The organism is Dinoroseobacter sp. S375 (assembly GCF_049800775.1).
In the GTDB taxonomy this organism is placed as follows: Bacteria; Pseudomonadota; Alphaproteobacteria; order Rhodobacterales; family Rhodobacteraceae; genus Dinoroseobacter.
Genome location: NZ_JBNAFR010000012.1, coordinates 75,575 through 95,219 on the forward strand (window position 1 = coordinate 75,575; position 19,645 = coordinate 95,219).

17 protein-coding genes are annotated in these 19,645 nt (G+C 57.4%); 11 read left to right on the forward strand and 6 right to left on the reverse strand.

All coding sequences use genetic code 11. The annotated features are described in order from the left end of the window. The first annotated feature begins 160 nt into the window (after nt 1–160). Both ACP150_RS19900 and cueR read left to right on the forward strand, forming a co-directional pair. A complete protein-coding gene (locus ACP150_RS19900) occupies nt 161–2,671 on the forward strand; it encodes a heavy metal translocating P-type ATPase (RefSeq protein WP_424968461.1) in 2,511 nt (836 codons plus the stop codon). Nucleotides 2,672–2,683: 12 nt separating this feature from the next. After that, nucleotides 2,684–3,085, forward strand: coding sequence for a Cu(I)-responsive transcriptional regulator (gene cueR / locus ACP150_RS19905; RefSeq protein WP_424968462.1), 402 nt, complete (start codon nt 2,684–2,686; stop codon nt 3,083–3,085). An 82-nt stretch (nt 3,086–3,167) separates the two neighbouring features. Here the strand turns inward: cueR and ACP150_RS19910 are convergent, their stop codons facing one another. From ACP150_RS19910 to ACP150_RS19920, 3 genes are read right to left on the reverse strand one after another with little or no spacing between them, the layout of a single operon-like run. Continuing rightward, nucleotides 3,168–5,294 (reverse strand): protein-disulfide reductase DsbD family protein, encoded by a 2,127-nt coding sequence (locus ACP150_RS19910; protein WP_424968463.1) that lies wholly within the window; start codon nt 5,292–5,294, stop codon nt 3,168–3,170. Nucleotides 5,295–5,298: 4 nt separating this feature from the next. Continuing rightward, the gene (locus ACP150_RS19915) at nt 5,299–5,793 is read right to left on the reverse strand and encodes a rhodanese-like domain-containing protein (RefSeq protein WP_424968376.1); all 495 of its coding nucleotides are present in this window, start codon (nt 5,791–5,793) and stop codon (nt 5,299–5,301) included. Nucleotides 5,794–5,813: 20 nt separating this feature from the next. Next, nucleotides 5,814–6,596 (reverse strand): DsbA family protein, encoded by a 783-nt coding sequence (locus ACP150_RS19920; RefSeq protein WP_424968377.1) that lies wholly within the window; start codon nt 6,594–6,596, stop codon nt 5,814–5,816. 589 nt (nt 6,597–7,185) lie between these two features. On the opposite strand from ACP150_RS19920, the gene ACP150_RS19925 reads away from it, so the two are divergent. The 4 genes from ACP150_RS19925 to ACP150_RS19940 all read left to right on the forward strand — a co-directional run bounded on the left by ACP150_RS19925 (nt 7,186) and on the right by ACP150_RS19940 (nt 13,761). Beyond that, nucleotides 7,186–9,618 carry an efflux RND transporter periplasmic adaptor subunit gene (locus tag ACP150_RS19925; protein ID WP_424968378.1) on the forward strand — a complete coding sequence of 811 codons (2,433 nt, stop codon included), beginning with the start codon at nt 7,186–7,188 and terminating at the stop codon, nt 9,616–9,618. Continuing rightward, nucleotides 9,615–12,794: an efflux RND transporter permease subunit gene (locus ACP150_RS19930; protein ID WP_424968379.1), complete on the forward strand. Its 3,180-nt coding sequence runs from the start codon at nt 9,615–9,617 to the stop codon at nt 12,792–12,794. The genes ACP150_RS19925 and ACP150_RS19930 overlap by 4 nt, the downstream gene beginning before the upstream one ends. Nucleotides 12,795–12,827: 33 nt before the next feature. Then, complete coding sequence (locus ACP150_RS19935; protein ID WP_424968380.1) at nt 12,828–13,169, forward strand: copper-binding protein; 342 nt, start codon at nt 12,828–12,830, stop codon at nt 13,167–13,169. Nucleotides 13,170–13,269: 100 nt separating this feature from the next. Continuing rightward, complete coding sequence (locus ACP150_RS19940; RefSeq protein ID WP_424968464.1) at nt 13,270–13,761, forward strand: disulfide bond formation protein B; 492 nt, start codon at nt 13,270–13,272, stop codon at nt 13,759–13,761. Here ACP150_RS19940 and ACP150_RS19945 read toward each other — a convergent pair. Next, entirely contained in the window at nt 13,758–14,366 is a 609-nt protein-coding gene (locus ACP150_RS19945) for a hypothetical protein (protein WP_424968381.1), read from the reverse strand. The genes ACP150_RS19940 and ACP150_RS19945 overlap by 4 nt on opposite strands. A gap of 288 nt (nt 14,367–14,654) precedes the next feature. Here ACP150_RS19945 and ACP150_RS19950 point away from each other — a divergent pair, with 288 nt between their 5' ends. After that, nucleotides 14,655–16,004, forward strand: coding sequence for an ISNCY family transposase (locus tag ACP150_RS19950; RefSeq protein WP_424968382.1), 1,350 nt, complete (start codon nt 14,655–14,657; stop codon nt 16,002–16,004). Here the strand turns inward: ACP150_RS19950 and ACP150_RS19955 are convergent. Next, nucleotides 16,001–16,408 (reverse strand): MerR family transcriptional regulator, encoded by a 408-nt coding sequence (locus ACP150_RS19955; protein ID WP_424968383.1) that lies wholly within the window; start codon nt 16,406–16,408, stop codon nt 16,001–16,003. The two genes, ACP150_RS19950 and ACP150_RS19955, sit on opposite strands and share 4 nt — an antisense overlap. A gap of 52 nt (nt 16,409–16,460) precedes the next feature. On the opposite strand from ACP150_RS19955, the gene ACP150_RS19960 reads away from it, so the two are divergent. Genes ACP150_RS19960 through ACP150_RS19970 form a run of 3 tightly spaced genes read left to right on the forward strand, consistent with a single transcriptional unit; the run spans nt 16,461 to nt 17,250 of the window. Next, nucleotides 16,461–16,844 carry a hypothetical protein gene (locus ACP150_RS19960; protein WP_424968384.1) on the forward strand — a complete coding sequence of 128 codons (384 nt, stop codon included), beginning with the start codon at nt 16,461–16,463 and terminating at the stop codon, nt 16,842–16,844. Then, a complete protein-coding gene (gene merF / locus ACP150_RS19965; RefSeq protein ID WP_424968385.1) occupies nt 16,841–17,050 on the forward strand; it encodes a mercury resistance system transport protein MerF in 210 nt (69 codons plus the stop codon). The genes ACP150_RS19960 and merF overlap by 4 nt, the downstream gene beginning before the upstream one ends. After that, nucleotides 17,026–17,250 carry a GDCCVxC domain-containing (seleno)protein gene (locus ACP150_RS19970; RefSeq protein ID WP_424968386.1) on the forward strand — a complete coding sequence of 75 codons (225 nt, stop codon included), beginning with the start codon at nt 17,026–17,028 and terminating at the stop codon, nt 17,248–17,250. Before merF ends, ACP150_RS19970 begins: the two co-directional genes overlap by 25 nt. Nucleotides 17,251–17,417: 167 nt before the next feature. Here the strand turns inward: ACP150_RS19970 and ACP150_RS19975 are convergent, their stop codons facing one another. After that, complete coding sequence (locus tag ACP150_RS19975; RefSeq protein ID WP_424968387.1) at nt 17,418–18,560, reverse strand: cysteine desulfurase family protein; 1,143 nt, start codon at nt 18,558–18,560, stop codon at nt 17,418–17,420. 84 nt (nt 18,561–18,644) lie between these two features. Here ACP150_RS19975 and ACP150_RS19980 point away from each other — a divergent pair, with 84 nt between their 5' ends. Continuing rightward, complete coding sequence (locus ACP150_RS19980; protein ID WP_424968388.1) at nt 18,645–19,577, forward strand: DUF4007 family protein; 933 nt, start codon at nt 18,645–18,647, stop codon at nt 19,575–19,577. Nucleotides 19,578–19,645: the final 68 nt, after the last annotated feature.

Below are 19,645 nucleotides of genomic sequence, written 5' to 3' on the forward strand. Positions count from 1 at the left end.
CAAGCTTACAAATCGATACATTTCAATCGGAAACAGGGGGTTAGCGAGACTGTAGGTTGATGCTGTGCCGGTTGAAAAAGAAATCTCCGATAAACCCCTTGAGCTTCCAGTGACTGGAAGCCCTATATCTGCCTCGAGTACGCAATCGAGGTAACAAGCCATGACCGACATCAGTCAAACAACGCTCAGCATCGAAGGCATGACTTGTGCATCCTGCGTGGGGCGTGTTGAAAAGGCTCTGGCGGGGCTCGACGGGGTTTCTGATGTTGCCGTAAACCTCGCATCCGAAACGGCGCGCCTTTCGCTGGATGATCCGTCTCGGCTTACCGACGCCACGCAGACGCTTGCCTCCTTGGGGTATCCCGCGCGGACATCCAAGGTCACCTTGAACATTGCGTCCATGTCCTGCGCATCCTGCGTCGGACGGGTGGACAAGGCACTGGCGGACGTGCCCGGAGTGCTTTCCGTCAGCGTGAACCTAGCGGCAGAAACGGCGACGGTCGAGTATCTCGAGGGCGCGGTGTCCTTGGGCGACTTGAAGGCCGCATCGGCGGCGATTGGTTATCCCGCCGACATTGCAGAGGCGCAGGCGAGCCAGTCTCGCGTCGCACGCAAGGCAGAAGAAGCCGACGGACTGCGTCGCAGCGTTCTTTTGGCGGCAATTCTAACGCTCCCGGTCTTCATCCTAGAAATGGGCTCCCACCTTATTCCGGCATTTCATCACTTGGTGATGACGACGATTGGTTTTCAAACGTCTTGGATCATCCAGTTTGTCCTCGCAACACTCGTCCTCTTTGGACCGGGACGCCATTTCTACGCAAAGGGGTATCCCGCGCTTTTGAAAGGCGCGCCTGACATGAACAGCCTCGTCGCCGTCGGTACCGGCGCGGCCTGGGGATATTCGGTGGTCGCAACCTTTCTTCCCGGACTTTTGCCTGAGGGTGTGCGCGCGGTCTATTTCGAGGCCGCTGCGGTCATCGTCGTCCTTATTCTGATTGGCCGATGGCTCGAAGCACGCGCCAAGGGCCGCACCGGCGCAGCGATTCAGGCTTTGCTGGGCCTGCAGGTCCGCACCGCGCGCGTCATTCGGGGCGGTGAAACGGCGGAGGTCGATGTCGACGCACTCGCCGTCGGCGATGTGATCCTTGTCCGACCGGGTGAGCGGATCCCCGTGGATGGCGAGGTGACCGAGGGGTCGAGTAATGTCGATGAGAGCATGATTACCGGAGAGCCCGTGCCGGTGCAGAAAACCGCTGGTGCCGCTGTCACAGGCGGGACCGTCAACGGCACCGGGAGCCTGACATTCAAGGCCGCTCGGGTCGGTTCGGATACCACACTCGCGCAGATCATCCGCATGGTCGAAGAGGCTCAAGGTGCCAAGCTGCCTATCCAGGGACTAGTGGACCGCGTGACCCTGTGGTTCGTGCCTGCCGTCATGGTGCTCGCGGCACTCACGGTCGTGATCTGGTTGCTTGTCGGGCCGGACCCGGCTTTGACCTTCGCGTTGGTCGCCGGCGTCTCGGTTCTGATCATCGCCTGTCCCTGCGCCATGGGCTTGGCCACACCCACGTCGATCATGGTGGGCACCGGGCGCGCCGCAGAGATGGGAGTCTTGTTTCGCAAGGGGGATGCGCTCCAGGCCTTGTCCGAAGTCGATGTCATCGCACTCGACAAGACGGGGACTGTCACCGAAGGCCAGCCGTCGCTGACCGATCTGGTCACCGCCGACGGTTTTGACCGAGACAAAGTGCTGAGCCTGATCGCCGCTGTTGAGGCCCAGTCTGAGCATCCCATCGCCGAAGCCATTGTCCGCGGCGCGCGGGCCGAAGGGATCGCCGCTCCGAATGCCACGGGCTTCCGCTCGATCACCGGTTACGGTGTCGCCGCGACCGTCGAAGGTCAGGAGGTGATGGTAGGCGCGGACCGTTATATGTCCCGCGAAGGGATTGAAATCGCCGCCTTGGTCGAAACGGAAGCCGAGCTGGCAGGGCGGGGCCGGACAGCGCTTTATGCGGCTATCGACGGCAAACTGGCCGCAGTGATCGCCGTGGCGGATCCCGTAAAACCCGCCAGCCAGGAGGCCATCGCAGCTCTGCACACGCGCGGTTTCAAGGTTGCGATGATCACCGGAGACAAACGCGAGACCGCGGAGGCCATCGCTCGCGAGACCGGAATCGACCATGTCATCGCGGGAGTCCTGCCAGATGGCAAGGTCGCAGCCCTCGACGATCTGCGTGCAGGAGACCGAAAGATCGCTTTCGTGGGCGACGGCATCAATGATGCGCCGGCTCTGGCCCATGCGGATGTCGGCATCGCCATCGGCACCGGAACCGATGTCGCTATCGAATCCGCCGATGTGGTCTTGATGTCAGGCGATCTGCGCGGCGTGGTGAATGCGGTCGAGGTTTCCAGGCGCACCATGTCAAACATTCGCCAGAACCTCGTCTGGGCCTTTGGCTACAATGTCGCGCTCATCCCGGTCGCCGCCGGCGTTCTCTATCCGGCCTTTGGTTTGCTTCTTTCCCCGGTCTTTGCGGCGGGTGCGATGGCCCTGTCATCAGTATCGGTTCTGACAAACGCGCTGCGTCTACGCCGCATCGCACCGGCCTTGCGTGAAGACAGAGACACCGCCGCACCACGGATCACTGCACTGACCCAACCGGCAGAATAGGAGGATCGCACTATGAACATTGGAGAAGTTGCAGAGCGGTCCGGCATCCCGCCCAAAACCATCCGCTATTATGAGGATATCGGCCTGGTCAGGCCGCAGCGCAGCGGCAACGGATACCGCGCGTTCCGCGAGACCGATCTGCACAAGCTTGCATTCCTGGGTCGCGCGCGCGCGCTCGGTTTCTCGATTGAGGATTGCCGCAATCTCTTGAGCCTCTACGAGGATGAAACGCGGGAAAGCGCCCAGGTGAAGACCATCGCTGAAGAGCACCTGGGCGCAATCGACGACAAGATCGCGCAGCTTCAGGAAATGCGCGAGACCCTGTCCCATCTCGTCGAGGCCTGTCACGGAGACCACCGACCGGATTGCCCGATCTTGAAGGATCTCTCTGGTGAGTTGAAGAACCTCCCCTGAAAACGCATCTGATTTAGAAAACCTTCAGCGTTGGACTTGTGATTTTGAGATAACCAAAGGAATTCCAGCGTAAGAAATGGTGTTATTCAGACGCGAGACTGCGCACAGAAGCAGTGTCGAGTGCATTGAGCACCAGCTGTGGCGTCAGTATCTCCGGGAGAGCAATGCCGGAAGGCGCCCCTGGCCCGAAGACGATATTGAACGGAATGCCGTAGCGGTCATACCGCTCGAGAAACCGCGCGATGCTGTCATCCGGGCGGGTCCAATCCGCTTGCATTGCAATCACGGAACCGCCGCGCAACCGCGCACGCACTGGATCCCTGTTGAGCACGAGAGACTTGTTGGCTTTACAGGTCAGGCACCAATCTGCAGTCACATCGACGAAGACGGTCTGCCCTTCGGAGACGTGCCGAGCGATGCCGAGGGGATCGAAATCCTGCCAATGGGACATTGCATCGACCGACACAGTCATGCGGACAGGCGACGAGATGAGACCCGACCCGAAAACTGCCAGAAGAACACAACCACTAAGAACCGCACGCCGTACCCACTGGTTTGCGCGTGGGATTGATGCAGCGACGATGAACACCGCTGTGAGTACCGAGACAAAGGCAGCTGCCCGTCCACCTGCCACGCCGACAAGAACGAACAAGAGCCATGCGGCTGTTGCCAGCAACAGACCGCCAAGAAGGATCCTGACCAGAAGCATCCATCGCCCGGGCCGGGGCAGTCGTGTGACCAACTCGGGACGTGCGGCAATGACGAGGTAGGGGAGGGCCAGTCCAAGACCGAGCGCCGTGAAAACCACTATCACGTCCATTGGTGTGCCCGCGAGCGCAAAGGTGATCGCGGTGCCGAGGAACGGGGCGGAACACGGTGTAGCGAGGATGGCCGCAAGCAGTCCGGTGCCAAAGTCTGAGACATACCCGGATCGGGCACCGCTGGCACCCAGGCGGTCTTGAAGGGCCGCGGGCAGGGTTATCTCGAATGCACCGAAGAGATTGGCGGCAAAGACGGCGATGACCATGAACATCAGCGTCACGAAGACCGGATTCTGGAACTGTATACCCCAGCCGACGGACACTCCGATCCATTGAAGAAATAGTAAGGTAACCGCAAGCGCCCAGACAAATGTCAGTACCCCCAAAGCTGAAAACAGGAACCCGTTGCGCGTCATCTGCCGGGTTTGACCGGTTGCCTTCAAAACAGATGTGAGCTTGATCGATAGAACGGGTAACACGCAGGGCATGACATTCAGGATCAGACCCCCGAGAAAGGCGATGGCGGCGACCGCCACGACCTTCAGCAGACTCGTTCGAGGGTTCGCGCTTGAAAACGGTGGGGCAGGGGGATTTGAGGTAAGCGTGATCGGCGCCGTGATTGCACGTGCGGTGTCTGTGATCGTCACCGAAGGCTCTGTGTGCTTTTCGGTCCAGGCGTTGATCGGTATTTGTGCCCAGAGTTCCGTCCTATCGCGATCCAATCGGATATCTGGTTTGCCAAAGGTCACAAGGGGCCCGAATTCCGGGAACACGTCGACTTTACCGAACGGCGTATCGCTCGTTGCCACAACGACAAGAGCAGAGGCGCGGGCATCGAGCGCCGTGGCCGATATCCTGATGTCGCTGTTCTCGAGTGCCGCGGGAACACGTTCGGCATAGGTGGCAATCTGGCCTGCCGAGTTTGTGTCGATTCCGGTACCTTGAGGCAGGGCGAGTGAAAGATCGAAGTCATGGGGCACACAGACAGTCGAACATGTCAGCAAGGACACACGGGCACGCAGTTTCAGAGGGTGCCCGGCGTCTTCAAGTCTCGCGCGGATCGGCAAGACAACCTGACCCGAATAGCCAAAGTTCTCGATTCCGAAGGCCTCGAAACGTTCCGGCGCGGGCCAGAGCAGCTCCGCAGATTTCAGATTGGTCGAACCAGTCCAGTCGATCTCCGGCGCTAGGCCAACCTCACCGGGCGTGCGCCAGTATCCTTTCCAACCCTCGCCGTACTCCAAAGCCAATCCAAGTGAAACCGAGGCGGCATCTGGCGCAATCCCGTCTTCGGCCGAGATCAGACGCGCGGTTACGGCGGGGTTTGAAAAGCCCTCGGATTCGGCAGCCTTGGCGGCATCGGATAGGAAAAGGCCGACGCAACCAAGAAGGAGGAGCAGAGGCCAAACTCCGAAGCGAAAGACGCGGACCGTCATTTTGATGAGCATGCGATCAACGCAAAGTGTCAGGCAGGCTTGCCAACGCCGCCTCCATATCCGTCACGGGCAATCCGCGTGCGATCCAGCCTGGCCCCTTCGGTGATCCCAGCATCCCTTCTGAGACATCGATGAAGCCCGTGTATCCAGCTTGCTTCAAGGCGCTCAAAAGGTGGCCACTGCGCCCTCCGGTGGCGCAGATCAGAGCAATGGGTTTCTCGCCTGAGAAATCGCGTGCGGCGAACAAGCGGTGCTCGAATCCCGGTTCATGCATGCTGATCGGCCATGCATCTTTTGCGACGCCCGTTTCTATCCACTCAGGCCGCGATCGCACATCGATCAGGGAAACCCTGTTCTGCGCCAATGCGTCGGCAGTCTCGGCAGCCGACCAGATCGTGCGGGTCGCGGCCGCGACGAACTGCGGGGCCACGACCCACGACGAGCCAAGCAGGAAGAAACACCGCCTATCCATATTGTCTCCACAGTCGATGGACGACAAACGCCAAGACATCTTGGGGCGAGCCTTCCAGCCTATGCAGCCGTGCAGACATCTCGCCAACCCTCTTCGCGCTCCAGCGCGATGATTTCCCGAACCATATTGTCGCTGATCTGACCTTGGACGACGGTCCGGCCGATCACGAGGGCCGGCGTGCCGACAAAGGCGAACACGCGTGCAAGAGCCGCGCTGTCCTCCAATTCGCGCGCGATCGCAGCACTCTGCATGTCGGCAACCAATTTCTCGCTATCGACGCCAAGATCAGTGGCGAGGCGCGAGAGATATTCTGGCGTTGCCTGGAAAGGGGATTTCATCAGCCGTTCATGAAAGGCGACATAGGCATTTTGCCGTTTCGCTGCCAAAGCCGCTTTAGCCGCGAGATTCGACGTATCGCCGAGGAGCGGCAACTCGTGCCAGGCCACTGTAATTCTGTCCGGCATCTCGCTCGTCATGTCGGCCAACCGTTTGGTCTGCACCCGGCAAAAGGGGCAATAGTAATCCGAGAACGACGCCATCGGGACCTGGGTAGGCGTAGGACTCAGACCACCGTACAGGGCCGAACAAATATTCTCGGAAACACGCTGCAAAGCTGCTGCTTTCTGCGCTGCCACCTCGGTGCTGTCCGCCGTGCCAAGGCCTACAAACGGATCGAAGCCGCCTGACGTCTCACCCGCAACATACTTTCGAAATCCAGCTGGACTATCGAGCGCCTGCAGCTCCAGTTTTTCCGGAAGCAGCGACGGAACTGTGCGCAGGGCCGCGTACCCTGCGATGACCGCACCGATCGTCAAAAGTGTTGACCGTTTCTTGGAATCCATCTGAAGTCTGATCTCACCGTGTCCCCCTAAAAGTCGTAGTGTGCAGCCTTGGAAAAGGTCAACTTTACAAACTGATACAATCTTTCTGTCCCGCTCCGATTGCCGCAACTTCTGGAGAGCGCTATCTCACGCTTATGATTTTGAACGCGTTCTTTTTTCTGCGATCGGCATGTCTTGCCCTTGTGTGTCTGACGATCACAGTCGTCGGAACCCAAGCGATGCCGTTTGGAGAAGAGATCAGCAGCGCGGAGGATGGTTTTCATATCGTCAACGGATCGCCCGGTAACATCCACGCGCATCATTCTCATGACATGTCGGACGACAAAAAAGATGTTCACGCAGGACATGGCGACGGATGCCTTACCTGTCTGTGCTGCGTCATGGATTACCAAGTTACCATTGCGGATCGGAGCGACGAAAGCGCCGCAGCTCCACCGGCTGAGATGAGGCTTTTTGCGGCACACTCAACCCGAGAGCCGCTCGTCCCCGACCGACCGCCCCAACACTCCTGACATTTCGCTGTCCGCCTACGCGGGCTTTTTGATCATGCGATCGCTGCATCCGGTGCAGCCGTCAGGAGACGATATTCATGCGTGGAAGATACGCGGCACTTTCAGTCCTTGCTCTCGCTGCCGGAGTTGGCGGCGGAATATTCCTTGAACGTCTTTACTTGAACCCGGTGGCACAGGCCGGATCCACCGGGCCTGAAATCCTCTACTGGGTTGCCCCGATGGACCCGAACTTCCGGCAACCCGGTCCGGGGAAATCACCCATGGGGATGGACCTGGTCCCTGTGTACGAGGGCGAAGAGCCTTCGGGGGATCCCTCGGAAGTCACGCTGGACGCGGCTGAAATCAACGCGATTGGGGTGCGCACAGCGCTCTCACGCATGACGGAGGTCGAGCCTCGAATCGAGACTGTTGGGTTCGTCGGATATGATGAGCATTTGACCAGCCACGTGCACACCCGCGTCGAAGGGTGGATCGAGAAACTCAAGGTGAGGGCCGTCGGTGACCGAGTGCAAGGAGAACAAGTACTGTTCGAATTGTTCTCACCACTGATTGCTGCGGCAACCGGCGATTTGGTGCGCGCCGTTGAGGCTGGTGACCCTCGTATCCTTGATGCGGCTCGCAATAAGCTGATGAGCCACGGCATGTCAGCACGTCAGATTGCCGAAATCGAGGCTGGGGGTGAACTTGTACGCAACATCGAAATCGAAGCCCCGCAGAACGGTGTTGTCATCGCCCTGAATGCGGCGGACGGGATGTATTTGCAACCTGGGACACTCGCGTTTTCAGTCGCGGATCTGTCTCAAGTCTGGCTCATCGTCGACGTCTTCGAACGTGACATCGCCAGACTCTCGGACGATATGCGAGCGGTCGCTCAGTTCGAACATCTTCCGGGACGCAGTTTCGAAGGTGAGATCGACTATATTTATCCCGAGCTGGACCCTCAGACCCGGACCCTGCCTGTAAGGCTAAGGTTCGACAATTCCGATGGTGTCCTTCGTCCCGGCATGTTCGGGAGCGTAAGCCTAGTACCGACAGAAACACGGACTGTATTGACCGTACCGTCAGAGGCAGTGATCCGCACTGGATCAGCGGAACGGGTCATTCTGAAAACGGGTGAGGGGACCTTCAAACCCAGACTGGTGACTACAGGATTGCGAGACAGTTTCGGCGAAGGTGGACGTACCGAGATTTTGCAGGGGATTGGGCCCGGCGAGGAGGTGGTGGCCTCCGCACAATTCCTGATCGACAGCGAAAGCGCTCTGAGTGCCGGCTTTATGCGCATGGCACCAACGGATGCGGAGCCTGCCCGCGGCAAAGGCATTCTCGTAGATCTCGACCGCGAAACCCGGGTCGCGCGCGTTCGTCATGATATGCTCGAGAGCCTGGACTGGCCGGCGATGACGTCCGAGTTTCCTGTAAGGGCTGGCGTTTCGCTTGACCGGCTGAATGCGGGTGACGAGGTCGCCTTTCTTGCTGCAAGGGGTGCCGACGGGCTTCTCAGCTTGATGGAGCTTGCACCTGATGACGGCATTGCAGGTACGGGAACCGGGATGGCTCTGGCCGTCACGCCAGACGGCAAATTGACCCTTGAGCACGGTCCAATCCCTGAGCTTGGCTGGCCCGCCATGACCATGGATCTACCGGTGGTTGGTGTCGATCTCGACGCAGTGCCGCTTGATGCACCTATTGAGTTTGATTTGGCAGCGGACGACGGCGGAATGTTCTCTGTCATAGCAGTCCGTGCCGAAGGCGCAGAGTCCGTCGCCGTGATGGAGCCAGCAGAGGAGCCCGCGGAAGGGGCTCCACCAATCGTCGTCTCTGGGACCATTGATGCTCTGAACGCCGAGAATGGGAGAGCGACGATCACTCATGGTCCGATGGCTGAAATCGGCATGCCCGGGATGACCATGGAGTTTCCCATCGATCCAGCCTTGGATGCGACTACATTGATGACCGGCGCGGAAATGACGCTGACATTCGCGCGCCCGGACGGGATGAATATGGTTTTGGCTGCGGCCGAACCGGTGACCCCCGCCGCCGCCCCTATTGTCACGACCGGCTCCATCAACGCTGTGGATGCCGCGGCGCTCAAAGCAACGATCAGCCATGGGCCGATGAAAGAAATCGGGATGCCTGGGATGACCATGGACTTCCCGATTGATCCCTCAATTGATCTAGCATCCTTGCCGACAGACGCCGAAATGACGCTGACCTTCGCGCGTCCGGATGGAATGAATATGGTTCTGGCCGCGGCTGAAGTTGTCCCTCCACCGATGCAGGTCACAGGTCAGATCAACTCCATCGACAATGATACGAGGACAGCAAACGTCACTCATGGCCCCATGGTCGAAATCGGGATGCCAGGCATGACCATGGATTTTCCATTGTCGGAGGACGTCGAGGTTTCACGCCTGCCAATTGGAACTGACGTGACGCTTATTCTGCGACGAAACCCTGACTTCTCGATGACGCTCTTGGATGTGACCGTTGACGGGAGCGTGACGCAATGATCCCGGCGATAATACGCATCTCGCTCGCCAACAGGTTCGTCATTGTTGCTTTAGCCTTCATGATGGGTGCGGCAGGCATTTGGGCCATCCGCGAAACACCGGTCGATGCTATTCCGGATTTGTCCGATGTACAGGTGATCGTCCGCACACCCTATCCGGGACAGGCGCCCCAGGTCGTAGAAAACCAGATAACATACCCGCTCGCGACGGCCTTGCTTGCAGTGCCCGGTGCCGAGGACGTCCGTGGGTTTTCCTTTTTCGGCGACAGCTTTGTCTATGTTGTTTTCGAAGACGGCACGGATCTTTACTGGGCCAGATCTCGTGTGTTGGAATATCTCGGACAGATCTCAGGCAGCTTGCCGGAGGGGGTCTCACCGCAGCTTGGACCCGATGCCACGGGCGTGGGATGGATTTATCAGTACGCGCTGATTGACCGGACTGGAAATCATGATCTGGCCCAACTCAGAACACTCCAAGACTGGTTCCTGAAATACGAATTGCAAGCCGTGGATGGTGTGTCCGAGGTCGCCACCATCGGCGGCATGGTCAAACAATACCAGGTTGTTGTCGATCCCAACAAACTCCGGGCCTATGACATCACGCTGGCCCAGCTCAGAAACGCGATCCAAGCCGCCAACCGTGAAACCGGCGGCAGCGTCATCGAGATGGGCGAAGCGGAGTTCATGATCCGCTCGTCCGGCTACATCGATGAGCTGTCAGATCTCGCAAGCGCGCCTCTCATGGTCAACGAGCGCGGCGCGGCACTCACCCTTGGGGACGTCGCGGACATTCGGTTGGGACCGGAGATGCGGCGCGGCGTCGGTGAACTTGATGGGGAAGGGGACGCCGTCGGAGGCGTCGTGGTTCTGCGTTGGGGTGGCAATGCTCTTGCAACGATCAAAGCGGTCGAAGAGCGCATTGAGGAGTTGCGGCCCAACCTGCCGGACGGCGTCGAGATCATAACGACCTACGACCGGTCAGGCGTCATCGAGCGGGCCATCGAAAACCTGCAGAAGAAGCTAACGCAGGAATTCATTGTGGTGGTTCTGGTCTGTGCCGCCTTCCTGCTGCACCTGCGATCCTCGCTGGTGATCCTGCTGTCGCTGCCATTGGGAATTTTCGCCGCGTTCATCCTGATGAAAGCACAGGGCGTGAACGCCAATATCATGTCCCTTGGCGGCATAGCCATCGCGATCGGGGCAATGGTGGATGCGTCTATTGTCATGATCGAGGCTATGCACCGAAGACTGGAAAAGGAAAAACTGACCGCAGAGAACAGATGGCGGATCGTGCAGGAATGTGCGGCCGAGGTCGGCCCGGCACTCTTCTATTCCCTCGCGATCATCACGGTAAGCTTCCTCCCTGTCTTCGTGCTGGAAAACCAGGAGGGGCGGCTATTCTCTCCACTCGCCTATACCAAAACCTACGCGATGGCCGCCGCGGCGATCTTGTCGATCACGCTCGTGCCAGTCTTGATGGGGTACTTCGTTCGAGGGCGGATTCTGCCTGAACGGAAGAACCCGCTGAACAGGCTGGTTGTCTTCATCTATCGCCCGTTCCTTGATGCGGCGATCGCATGGCCTTGGGCCACCACTTTGCTGGCCGGTGCGCTGGTCGCCTCGATGTGGTATCCCTATCAGCGCCTTGGTTCAGAGTTCATGCCGGAGCTGAATGAGGGCGACTTCCTTTACATGCCCAGCTTCTACCCGGGCATATCGACAGGAAAAGCGCGCGAAGTTCTCCAACAGACCAATCGACTGATCGCAACCATTCCGGAGGTCGAAACTGTTCACGGCAAGGTGGGACGGGCTGAGACGGCAACCGATCCCGCGCCCCTGACGATGGTCGAGACAACGATCCAGCTGAAGCCGGAAGAAGAATGGCGTCCCGGCATGACGATGGAGAAAATCCGCGACGAGCTTGATCGGACGGTCCAGGTGCCGGGTGTCACAAATGTTTGGATCCAGCCCATCAAAAACCGCATCGATATGCTGGCAACCGGGATCCGCACACCAGTTGGTGTGAAGGTCTCGGGGGCCGATCTCGATGTGATTACGCAGATCGGGATAGAGGTTGAACGCGCTGTCGCGGAGATCGAAGGCACGGCGTCCGCCTATGCAGAACGACCAGTCGGCGGTCGATTCATCGAAATTGACGTGAAGCGGGACGCTGCCGCGCGGTACATGATGAGTGTCCGGGATGTGCAGGATGTTGTGCAGACTGCGATCGGCGGGATGCAGGTCTCAGAGTCGGTTGAAGGTCTCGAGCGTTTCCCTATCAACCTGCGCTATCCGCAGGCGTGGCGCGACAGCCCCGAGCGGCTCGAAAACCTGCCGGTCGTCACACCTTCCGGCGCACATGTACCTCTAACGGCCCTCGCGGATATCCGCATCGTTGATGGGCCTGGCATGATCCGTTCAGAGAATGCAAGGCGGACAGGTTTCGTCTTCATCGACATCGCCGGGCGAGACTTGGGCGGATACGTGGCTGAAGCCCAGAAGGTCGTTGCTGAGACTGTAGACTTGCCACCCGGCTACTCTCTGACTTGGTCCGGTCAGTACGAGTATATCGAGCGGATGCAGGACAGGCTTGCCATCGTGGCACCCGCGACCTTGTTGATCATCACGCTGATGCTGTTTCTCGCCTTCAATCGGGTAATCGAGGTCGGCATCATCCTTGCTGCCCTTCCGGTGGCACTCGCGGGGGGCGTCTGGTTCCTGTGGTATCTCAGTTTCGATATCTCGATTGCCGTGCTGGTTGGCTTCATTGCCCTTGCGGGTGTAGCTGTCGAGACGGCTATCGTCATGCTGCTTTACCTCAACCTTGCTTGGGAAAAGCGGCGAAAACTGGCCCAGTCCGAAACACGCAAGCTGACCCGTGACGATATCGAAGACGCGGTGTTCGAAGGTGCCGTTTTGCGGGTCAGACCGAAAGTCATGACGGTGGCCACGATCTTCGCGGCCCTCATCCCGATCATGTATGGCACCGGGACCGGCTCTGAAATCATGCAGCGGATTGCGGCCCCCATGATCGGCGGAATGGTCACCGCAACGCTACTGACTCTGTTCGTCATTCCTTCGATCTTCGTGATCTGGAAGCGGCTCGCACTGCGCCGCGTGAACCGCGAGATCGGTCCCCTTGTTCTGCGACCGACCGATGCGCTGCCCGCTGAATAATTCAACTATCAACCCAAACAAATGGAGACACCAATGAAAACACTGACAGCAACACTTGCTCTGCTCAGCATCACCGTGACGGCAGGTTTCGCCCAGATGAACCACAACATGGATCACTCCAACATGCCGATGTCGGATGAACAAATGGAGGGAGCTGTCCATGCCAAAGCCGTGATCAATTCGATGGGTGACGGAGTCGCAAATGTAAGCCATGACCCCATCCCTGAAATCGGTTGGCCGGCAATGACGATGGATCTGACGGTGCTCGACAACGCACAGATGATGGGCGAGGTGGCCGCCGGTGACGAGGTGACGCTCATGCTCGTGCAAGGCGAGGATGGCATGTACGCAATCGGCGCAATGATGCCGAACTAAACAGTTGTTTGCGGTCGTCAAAGCATTGTCGACCGCAAACTCTGAGCATATCGACACTGGTATCAGGTTAAGAGGGTTAAGCATGAGATCATTATCCCCTATGCAGATTGGCGGTATCGCCGCCCTTGGATCGGCGGGTCTCCTACTCGGTGCATTCAGCTTTCAGGCACTTGGTTATGCACCGTGCGCGATGTGCATCTGGCAGAGGTATCCACACGCCGTGGCGATTGGGGCAGGCGTGTTCGTGGCCATTGGACTTGCTCCATTGCTTTTCCTAGCTGTTGGTGCCGCGTCCGCAGCGACGACCGCTGCTATCGGGGTGTACCACACGGGTGTCGAACGCGACTGGTGGCAAGGGCCCACATCTTGCACCGGGTCCGGACTGGATTTCTCGAATATGACCGGCGCAGATCTTCTCCCATCAGCATCGTCGGGTCCTTCCAACCTGGTCATGTGCGACGAGGTCGCCTGGGAGTTCCTTACTCTGTCAATGGCAAGTTGGAATGCTTTTTGGAGTGCCGTGCTTGTCGGGATTTGGGTTCTGGCGATTGTGCGAGTATTGGCCCACGGGCAGTCTGCAATGTCGACCTAGAGCTGCAGACGAACGAAAACGGTTGCCAGAGCTGTCAGGCAGCCTGCTCCGGCGAAAAATATCAGAAGCGCGAAGGCAGTCGGTCCGATAGGTGCGGGAAAGAAGCGGAGCACCGGCGCGAGGCGTGTCGAGCGCCGGACCGCTGATGCGTACAAAGGTATGGCGCTTACCAAAGTTGCATAGAGATAGACCCCGGAGATGTTGTCGAAGAGTGCAGAGCGCGCAAGTGTCGGTGCGACGACCCGCAAAGCCGTCGCACGGCTTCCACCAAACGATCCGTACCAGTCGGCTGAAGCAACGTAAATTAACGCGTGAAGGCCAACGAAAAGACCAAGTCTGAAGAAGATGTCGACGACGATGTAGGTCCCTGGATCGTGACCGCTTCTGGAACTTTCGTGAGACAGCGCGAAGAGAAAGAAACCAACGTAGTTGACGATGACAACTACTGGCAAACCGTTCGTCAAAACCTGCCGCAAAAATCGCCCTAGAGCGGGACCTCCGCCTGCCAAAGCGGCTGTAAAACCAGGCGAAAGCGCGATGTAGAGTATCAAGCCCGGCAGCAATCCTGCGAGACTGAATAGCAGGACGTTTCTGAGAAATACCATTCCTGGCATCCGGGTGGTGAAGTGCCGTTCCAATTGAGTAGACCAAGCTTAAGCGTTGTCTTCAGTCTAGCTTTAAAAGAAGATGCTTTTCTACAGACAGTCATCCAAATCGCTCAGTGTTTCCGTCTTCCTGTTGATTGCAATATCCCGGGTCAGGAAATTGCATATTACTTAACATAAGATTGATTATGCGCCATGTCAGCTGTAGCCGCAAAGCTAAAATGTCACCCGTCTGCAAATCAGGAATGTCACTCTCGCCCGCAATGATAACGAGCAGAGAGATCGGACATGGGATGGGTGATTATGAGCGAGCGCGAGCTGAACCGCGTGGAAGTGTTGGCACAGGTTGATGATGGACGTCTAACCGTCGACAACGCAGCGAACATGTTGGACCTGACACGTCGCCAGGTATTTCGGCTGTTGAAGCGGTATCGACACGATGGCGCATCAGCGATCCGGCACAAGGCGCGCGGCAAACGTCCGAACAATTGCATCCATCCTGCCAAACGAGACTACGCCTTAAGTGTGATCAAAGAGCAGTATTCAGACTTCGGGCCAACACTTGCAACTGAGATGCTGGTCGAGCATCGCGGCTTTAAGGTGTCGCGCGAGACAGTTCGCAAGTGGATGCAGGAAGACGGTCTTTGGCTTTCGCGCAAACAGCGCCGCACGTTCCACCAGCCACGATCGCGCCGGGAATGCTACGGTGAGTTGATCCAGATCGACGGCTCAGACCACCGATGGTTCGAGGATCGCGGCGATCCTTGCACCCTGCTCGTTTTCATTGACGATGCGACCAGCACGTTGATGGAACTGCGGTTTGTGACCTCAGAGAGCACCTTCAGCTACTTCGAAGCACTGGAAAGCTATCTGCTCAAACACGGTCGCCCTGTCGCCTTCTACAGCGACAAGCACACCGTCTTCCGTGTTCCAAAGCCCAACGAACACATGACGGGCATGACCCAATTCGGGCGTGCCCTGGCGGAGTTGAACATCGAGATCATCTGCGCAAACTCTTCTCAAGCCAAAGGTCGCGTCGAACGCGCAAACCGCACATTGCAAGACCGCCTCGTCAAGGAGCTTCGCATTGCGGGGATCTCAAACATGGAGGACGGCAATGCTTTTCTGTCTGGCTTCATCGAACGCTATAACGGCAAGTTTGCGAAGGCTCCCGCCAAGCCAGACAACCTGCACCGCGCCTTGAACATCGAGCCGGATCGCCTTGCCGAAGTGTTCTGCCTCCGCGACAAACGCTATGTCACCAAGGATTTGACGCTGAAGTATGACCGTAAGCGGATCAAGCTGGAAGTGAACGACCTGACCCGCGGTCTCGTCGGCAAGTACGTGGATGTCTACGAGATGCCGGACGGACGTATCCAAGTCAGGACCAAAGGTATCGCCCTGCCCCATTCGATTCTCAACCCGGAACGGCGTGTCACTCATGCCGCAATCACAGAGAGCAAACATCTCAGCGCGGTGCTGGCCCACATCAAGGCCGAGCAGGATCCGCAGCCAGCCAGTCCCAAGGTCAAACCGGTCAGCCGCAAGAATGGATATGTAAAAACTGGGCGGCGACCGCCAGGAAGGCCATCTAAACTTGAACTTCACTACGCAGCAAAGCGGGCCGCAGAGACCTAATGTCCCTCGGCTGAGGTCGAGGTCATTAGTGCGTCCAGCATCGGGCAATCACGTGTACCGGCCGAGCAGTTTTCGACCAACTCGGATAAAGCCCCTTCAAGTTTCTGAAGCTCGAAGATCTTCGCTTGGACATGCTCAAGGTGTTTTCGGCCAAGTTGTTCGACCGCTTCACATGCGTCCGATGGCACCTTTGCCAAGTTTTTTAGCGCGACCGCGTCGTGGACAGAGAAGCCTAGATCACGGCACCGTTTGATAAAGCGGAGCTCAGATATCTCAGCGTTTGAGTACAGTCTTCGGCCCGACGCGGTGCGCTGTGCTTTTGTGACGATACCCTCGCGTTCATAGTAGCGGATCGTTTCAATCGATACGCCGCTCAAACGTGAAGCTTCTCCAATCGCGATCACGTGAACATTCTCCACTTGCTCCTGTAGTGACTACAGGTTGTATCAGATTTTCATGATGTCGAACACCGATACCCTCGAAGAAGAAGTGAATGGCCCAAACCGCATTTTGATCGGCGGAGCAGGTTTTCTCGCTTTACTCAGCGCGTCTTGCTGTGTTCTGCCCATTGGGCTGTCGATTATTGGACTCGGTGGCACGTGGCTGACGATGCTTGGTCCCTTCGTTGCTTATCGCGTAGAGATTCTGGTTGTTGTCGGTTTGATCCTGGCCTGGGGGTGGATCCGGCTTTGGCAGAGATGGGGTTGCGCGCGTCGGAGACGGTCCACGGTCATCCTTCTTGGCTTCACAACACTCGCATTTCTCTTGGCTGCCAGTTCACCATTTTGGGAAGAAGACGCGGCCCGCACCATGTGGGCATTGTGGAGGCAATCGCGATGAAGGGTTGGTTGTTACCTGTGAGCTTAGGCGGAGCTGGATTGGCTGCGGTCTGCTGTCTCACACCCTTCCTACCTTGGTTGTTCGGAACACTTGGGATCAGTGGAGCGCTTAGCTACGTCTACCGTGACGACGTATTGCTGCCGATCCTTGCAGGTTTTCTAATTCTATCAGGATACGCACTATGGCAACGCAAGCGAACGAAGTAGCTCTACAGTCCACGATCACATGCCCGGAATGCGGGACATCAGTCGAAGAAACGATGCCGACAGATGCCTGCCAATGGTTTTACGAATGCACAAGTTGCAAGGTCGTGCTGAAGCCAAAGCCGGGCGACTGCTGCGTCTATTGCTCCTACGGAACCGTCCCCTGCCCGCCCATTCAAGAAGGAGGCTCGTGCTGCGGCTGAAGCTCCGCAAGGCTTTTCAGCCCTGCGATATTTGAGGTCTCCGGGCTGCTAAGCCTTGCTCCCGTCGCGCTCTGTGGTGACACTTCTGCTTTGCAAACCGAGTGACATTTCTACTTGGTTGCAACATTCAGCAAAGCTGACGCACCTGAGCTCAGCGCCGATCTTACTCAATACATTTTGTCAATAGTATTAGATATGATGCTGACGGCATCAATCACCTGACCTTCTGTTGAAAACCGTCCAAAACTAAATCGGATACACTCCGCTGCATCTGAGTCTGACCAGTCCATGGCGCGCAAAACGTGAGACGTTTCGATCGATCCGGAAGAACAGGCAGATTGAGATGAGGCGGCAATCTGCGGTTGGAATCGCGCCAAGAGATCAGATGCGTCAAACCCAGGGAACCGCATTAACGCATTGCCGGGATGTCGGTGATTCAACACTCCAACCAGCTCTGCTATACCCTTCTCTTGCAGTTGCATTACGAAACTGTCTCGCAAATTCGCAACCATCCTTCGCTCGGCCGCTCCGCCTTCTCCAAGTATTCGACATGCCTCTCCAAACCCAACGATCAGCTCGGTTGGCTGTGTTCCACCTCGCAAGCCAGCCTGTTGGCCTGCACCTACGATCACAGGCCTCAAGACTTTGGACATCCCAGGCAAGGTCAGCAAAGCCCCTACCCCCTTTGGACCGTAGAGCTTATGCGCGGAGATCGTCGCAAGCCCGACATCAAGTTCGAGCAGATCGATGTCCAAAGCCAACGGAGCTTGGGAAAGATCGACGTGCAAGAGAACGCCATGTCTTGAGCAGAACTCGGCAATGGCACGGAGATCAGTGATAGCGCCATTTTCGTTGTTTACACCAATGATCGATACGAGTGCTGTCTGTTCGTTAATGACATTTTTGAGATGGTTGGCATCGGGCGCTCCGCCTCTGTCGAGGGCAATATGTTGGACGACCAGACCAGCGTTTTCCGCCTCATTCAGCACAGACCAATGATCACCAGCTCCGACGAGTACGGCATTGCGGTTCGTGAGTTTCGAAATGTTCTGAGCCGAGCGAAAAACCATAGCATTCGCTTCACTTGCGCCCGACGTGAAGACAACGTCATCACCCTGTAATCCAAAGAGATTTCCGACTTTTTGGGCTGCTTCCTTGATCGCGACTGCGGCTTGCCACCCGAGGGCGTGATCTGCCGAATGAGGGTTGGCAAACAAGGTTCTTGTTGCATGTGACATTGCCTCAACGACGCGGTCGTCAACGGGTGTCGACGCTTGGTAGTCTAGATAGATCGTTTCACCAACCTGCATGTCAGCTCCAATACTGGACGGAGTATCCAGAAAGTGTATAACTGAGTTGTGTACTGGATGACATCCCCAGCAGGTCAGGCAAGCATGCAAAATCTTAAATCCGATGGCTATCGCCCGACCTTCTCAGGTCATGAGACTTTCCCCTTGCGATATGGGTGGCTACAAAAAGCGTATCGTGCTGTAGACGACGCGCCGTCCGCGAAAGCCGCAGTGCATGTTTTCCGAGACCCGGACTCTATCGCGCGCTTTGGCGTCGGGCGAAACATGGTCGGTGCAATAAGATATTGGGCGACAGCCGCAGGTGTGCTCGACGAGACCGAAGAAGGCCTTGAAACGACTTGGCTTGGCGACCTGCTATTTGGGAAAACCGGAACGGATCCGTACCTTGAGGAAGATGCGTCTCTATGGCTGCTTCATTGGAACTTGGTCTCACGCCCAAGACTAACCTCGGCCTATTGGCTCTTCAATGAATACCGAGGCGGAAGCTTCGTTCGAAAAGATATCGAAGAGCAGCTTCTCAAACTTGCTCTGGAATGTGGGTGGAGCCGCGTGGCACCAACGACAGTTGACCGCGATCTTCAATGCCTGCTGAGAAGTTACATCGGCGGACGCGGGTCGAGTGAAGCGGGCGACTCCATTCTCGCAGAGCTTGGTTTGATAAGGCCTATGGACAAGACGCGCTCACGACTGTCCCGCGGTCGGAAACCTACCCTGCCAGATGCGGTATTCCTGTACTGTTTCAAAGAATTTTGGGAGCGCTTTTCACCAAGTCAATCGACAATGACATTTGAGAATACCGCCTACGCCCCCGGCTCACCGGGGCGCGTATTTCTTCTGGACGAGGATGATATTGTTGAGCGCCTTGAACGGCTTGAAGAAAACTCGGACGGGTCTCTCGTTTGGTCCGAAACAGCGGGTCTGCGGCAAATCATTCGCCACAAAGACCGATCAATGAAGACTGAGCGCCGGCTCTTGAAGGATGCCCTCAGTCGCAGTCGGGTGCAGGTCGCAGCATGAGCGAAGTCGCAACGATCACGCCAAGGTTTAGACGATCGGTACGGCTCGATATTGACTTCGCATCCGCA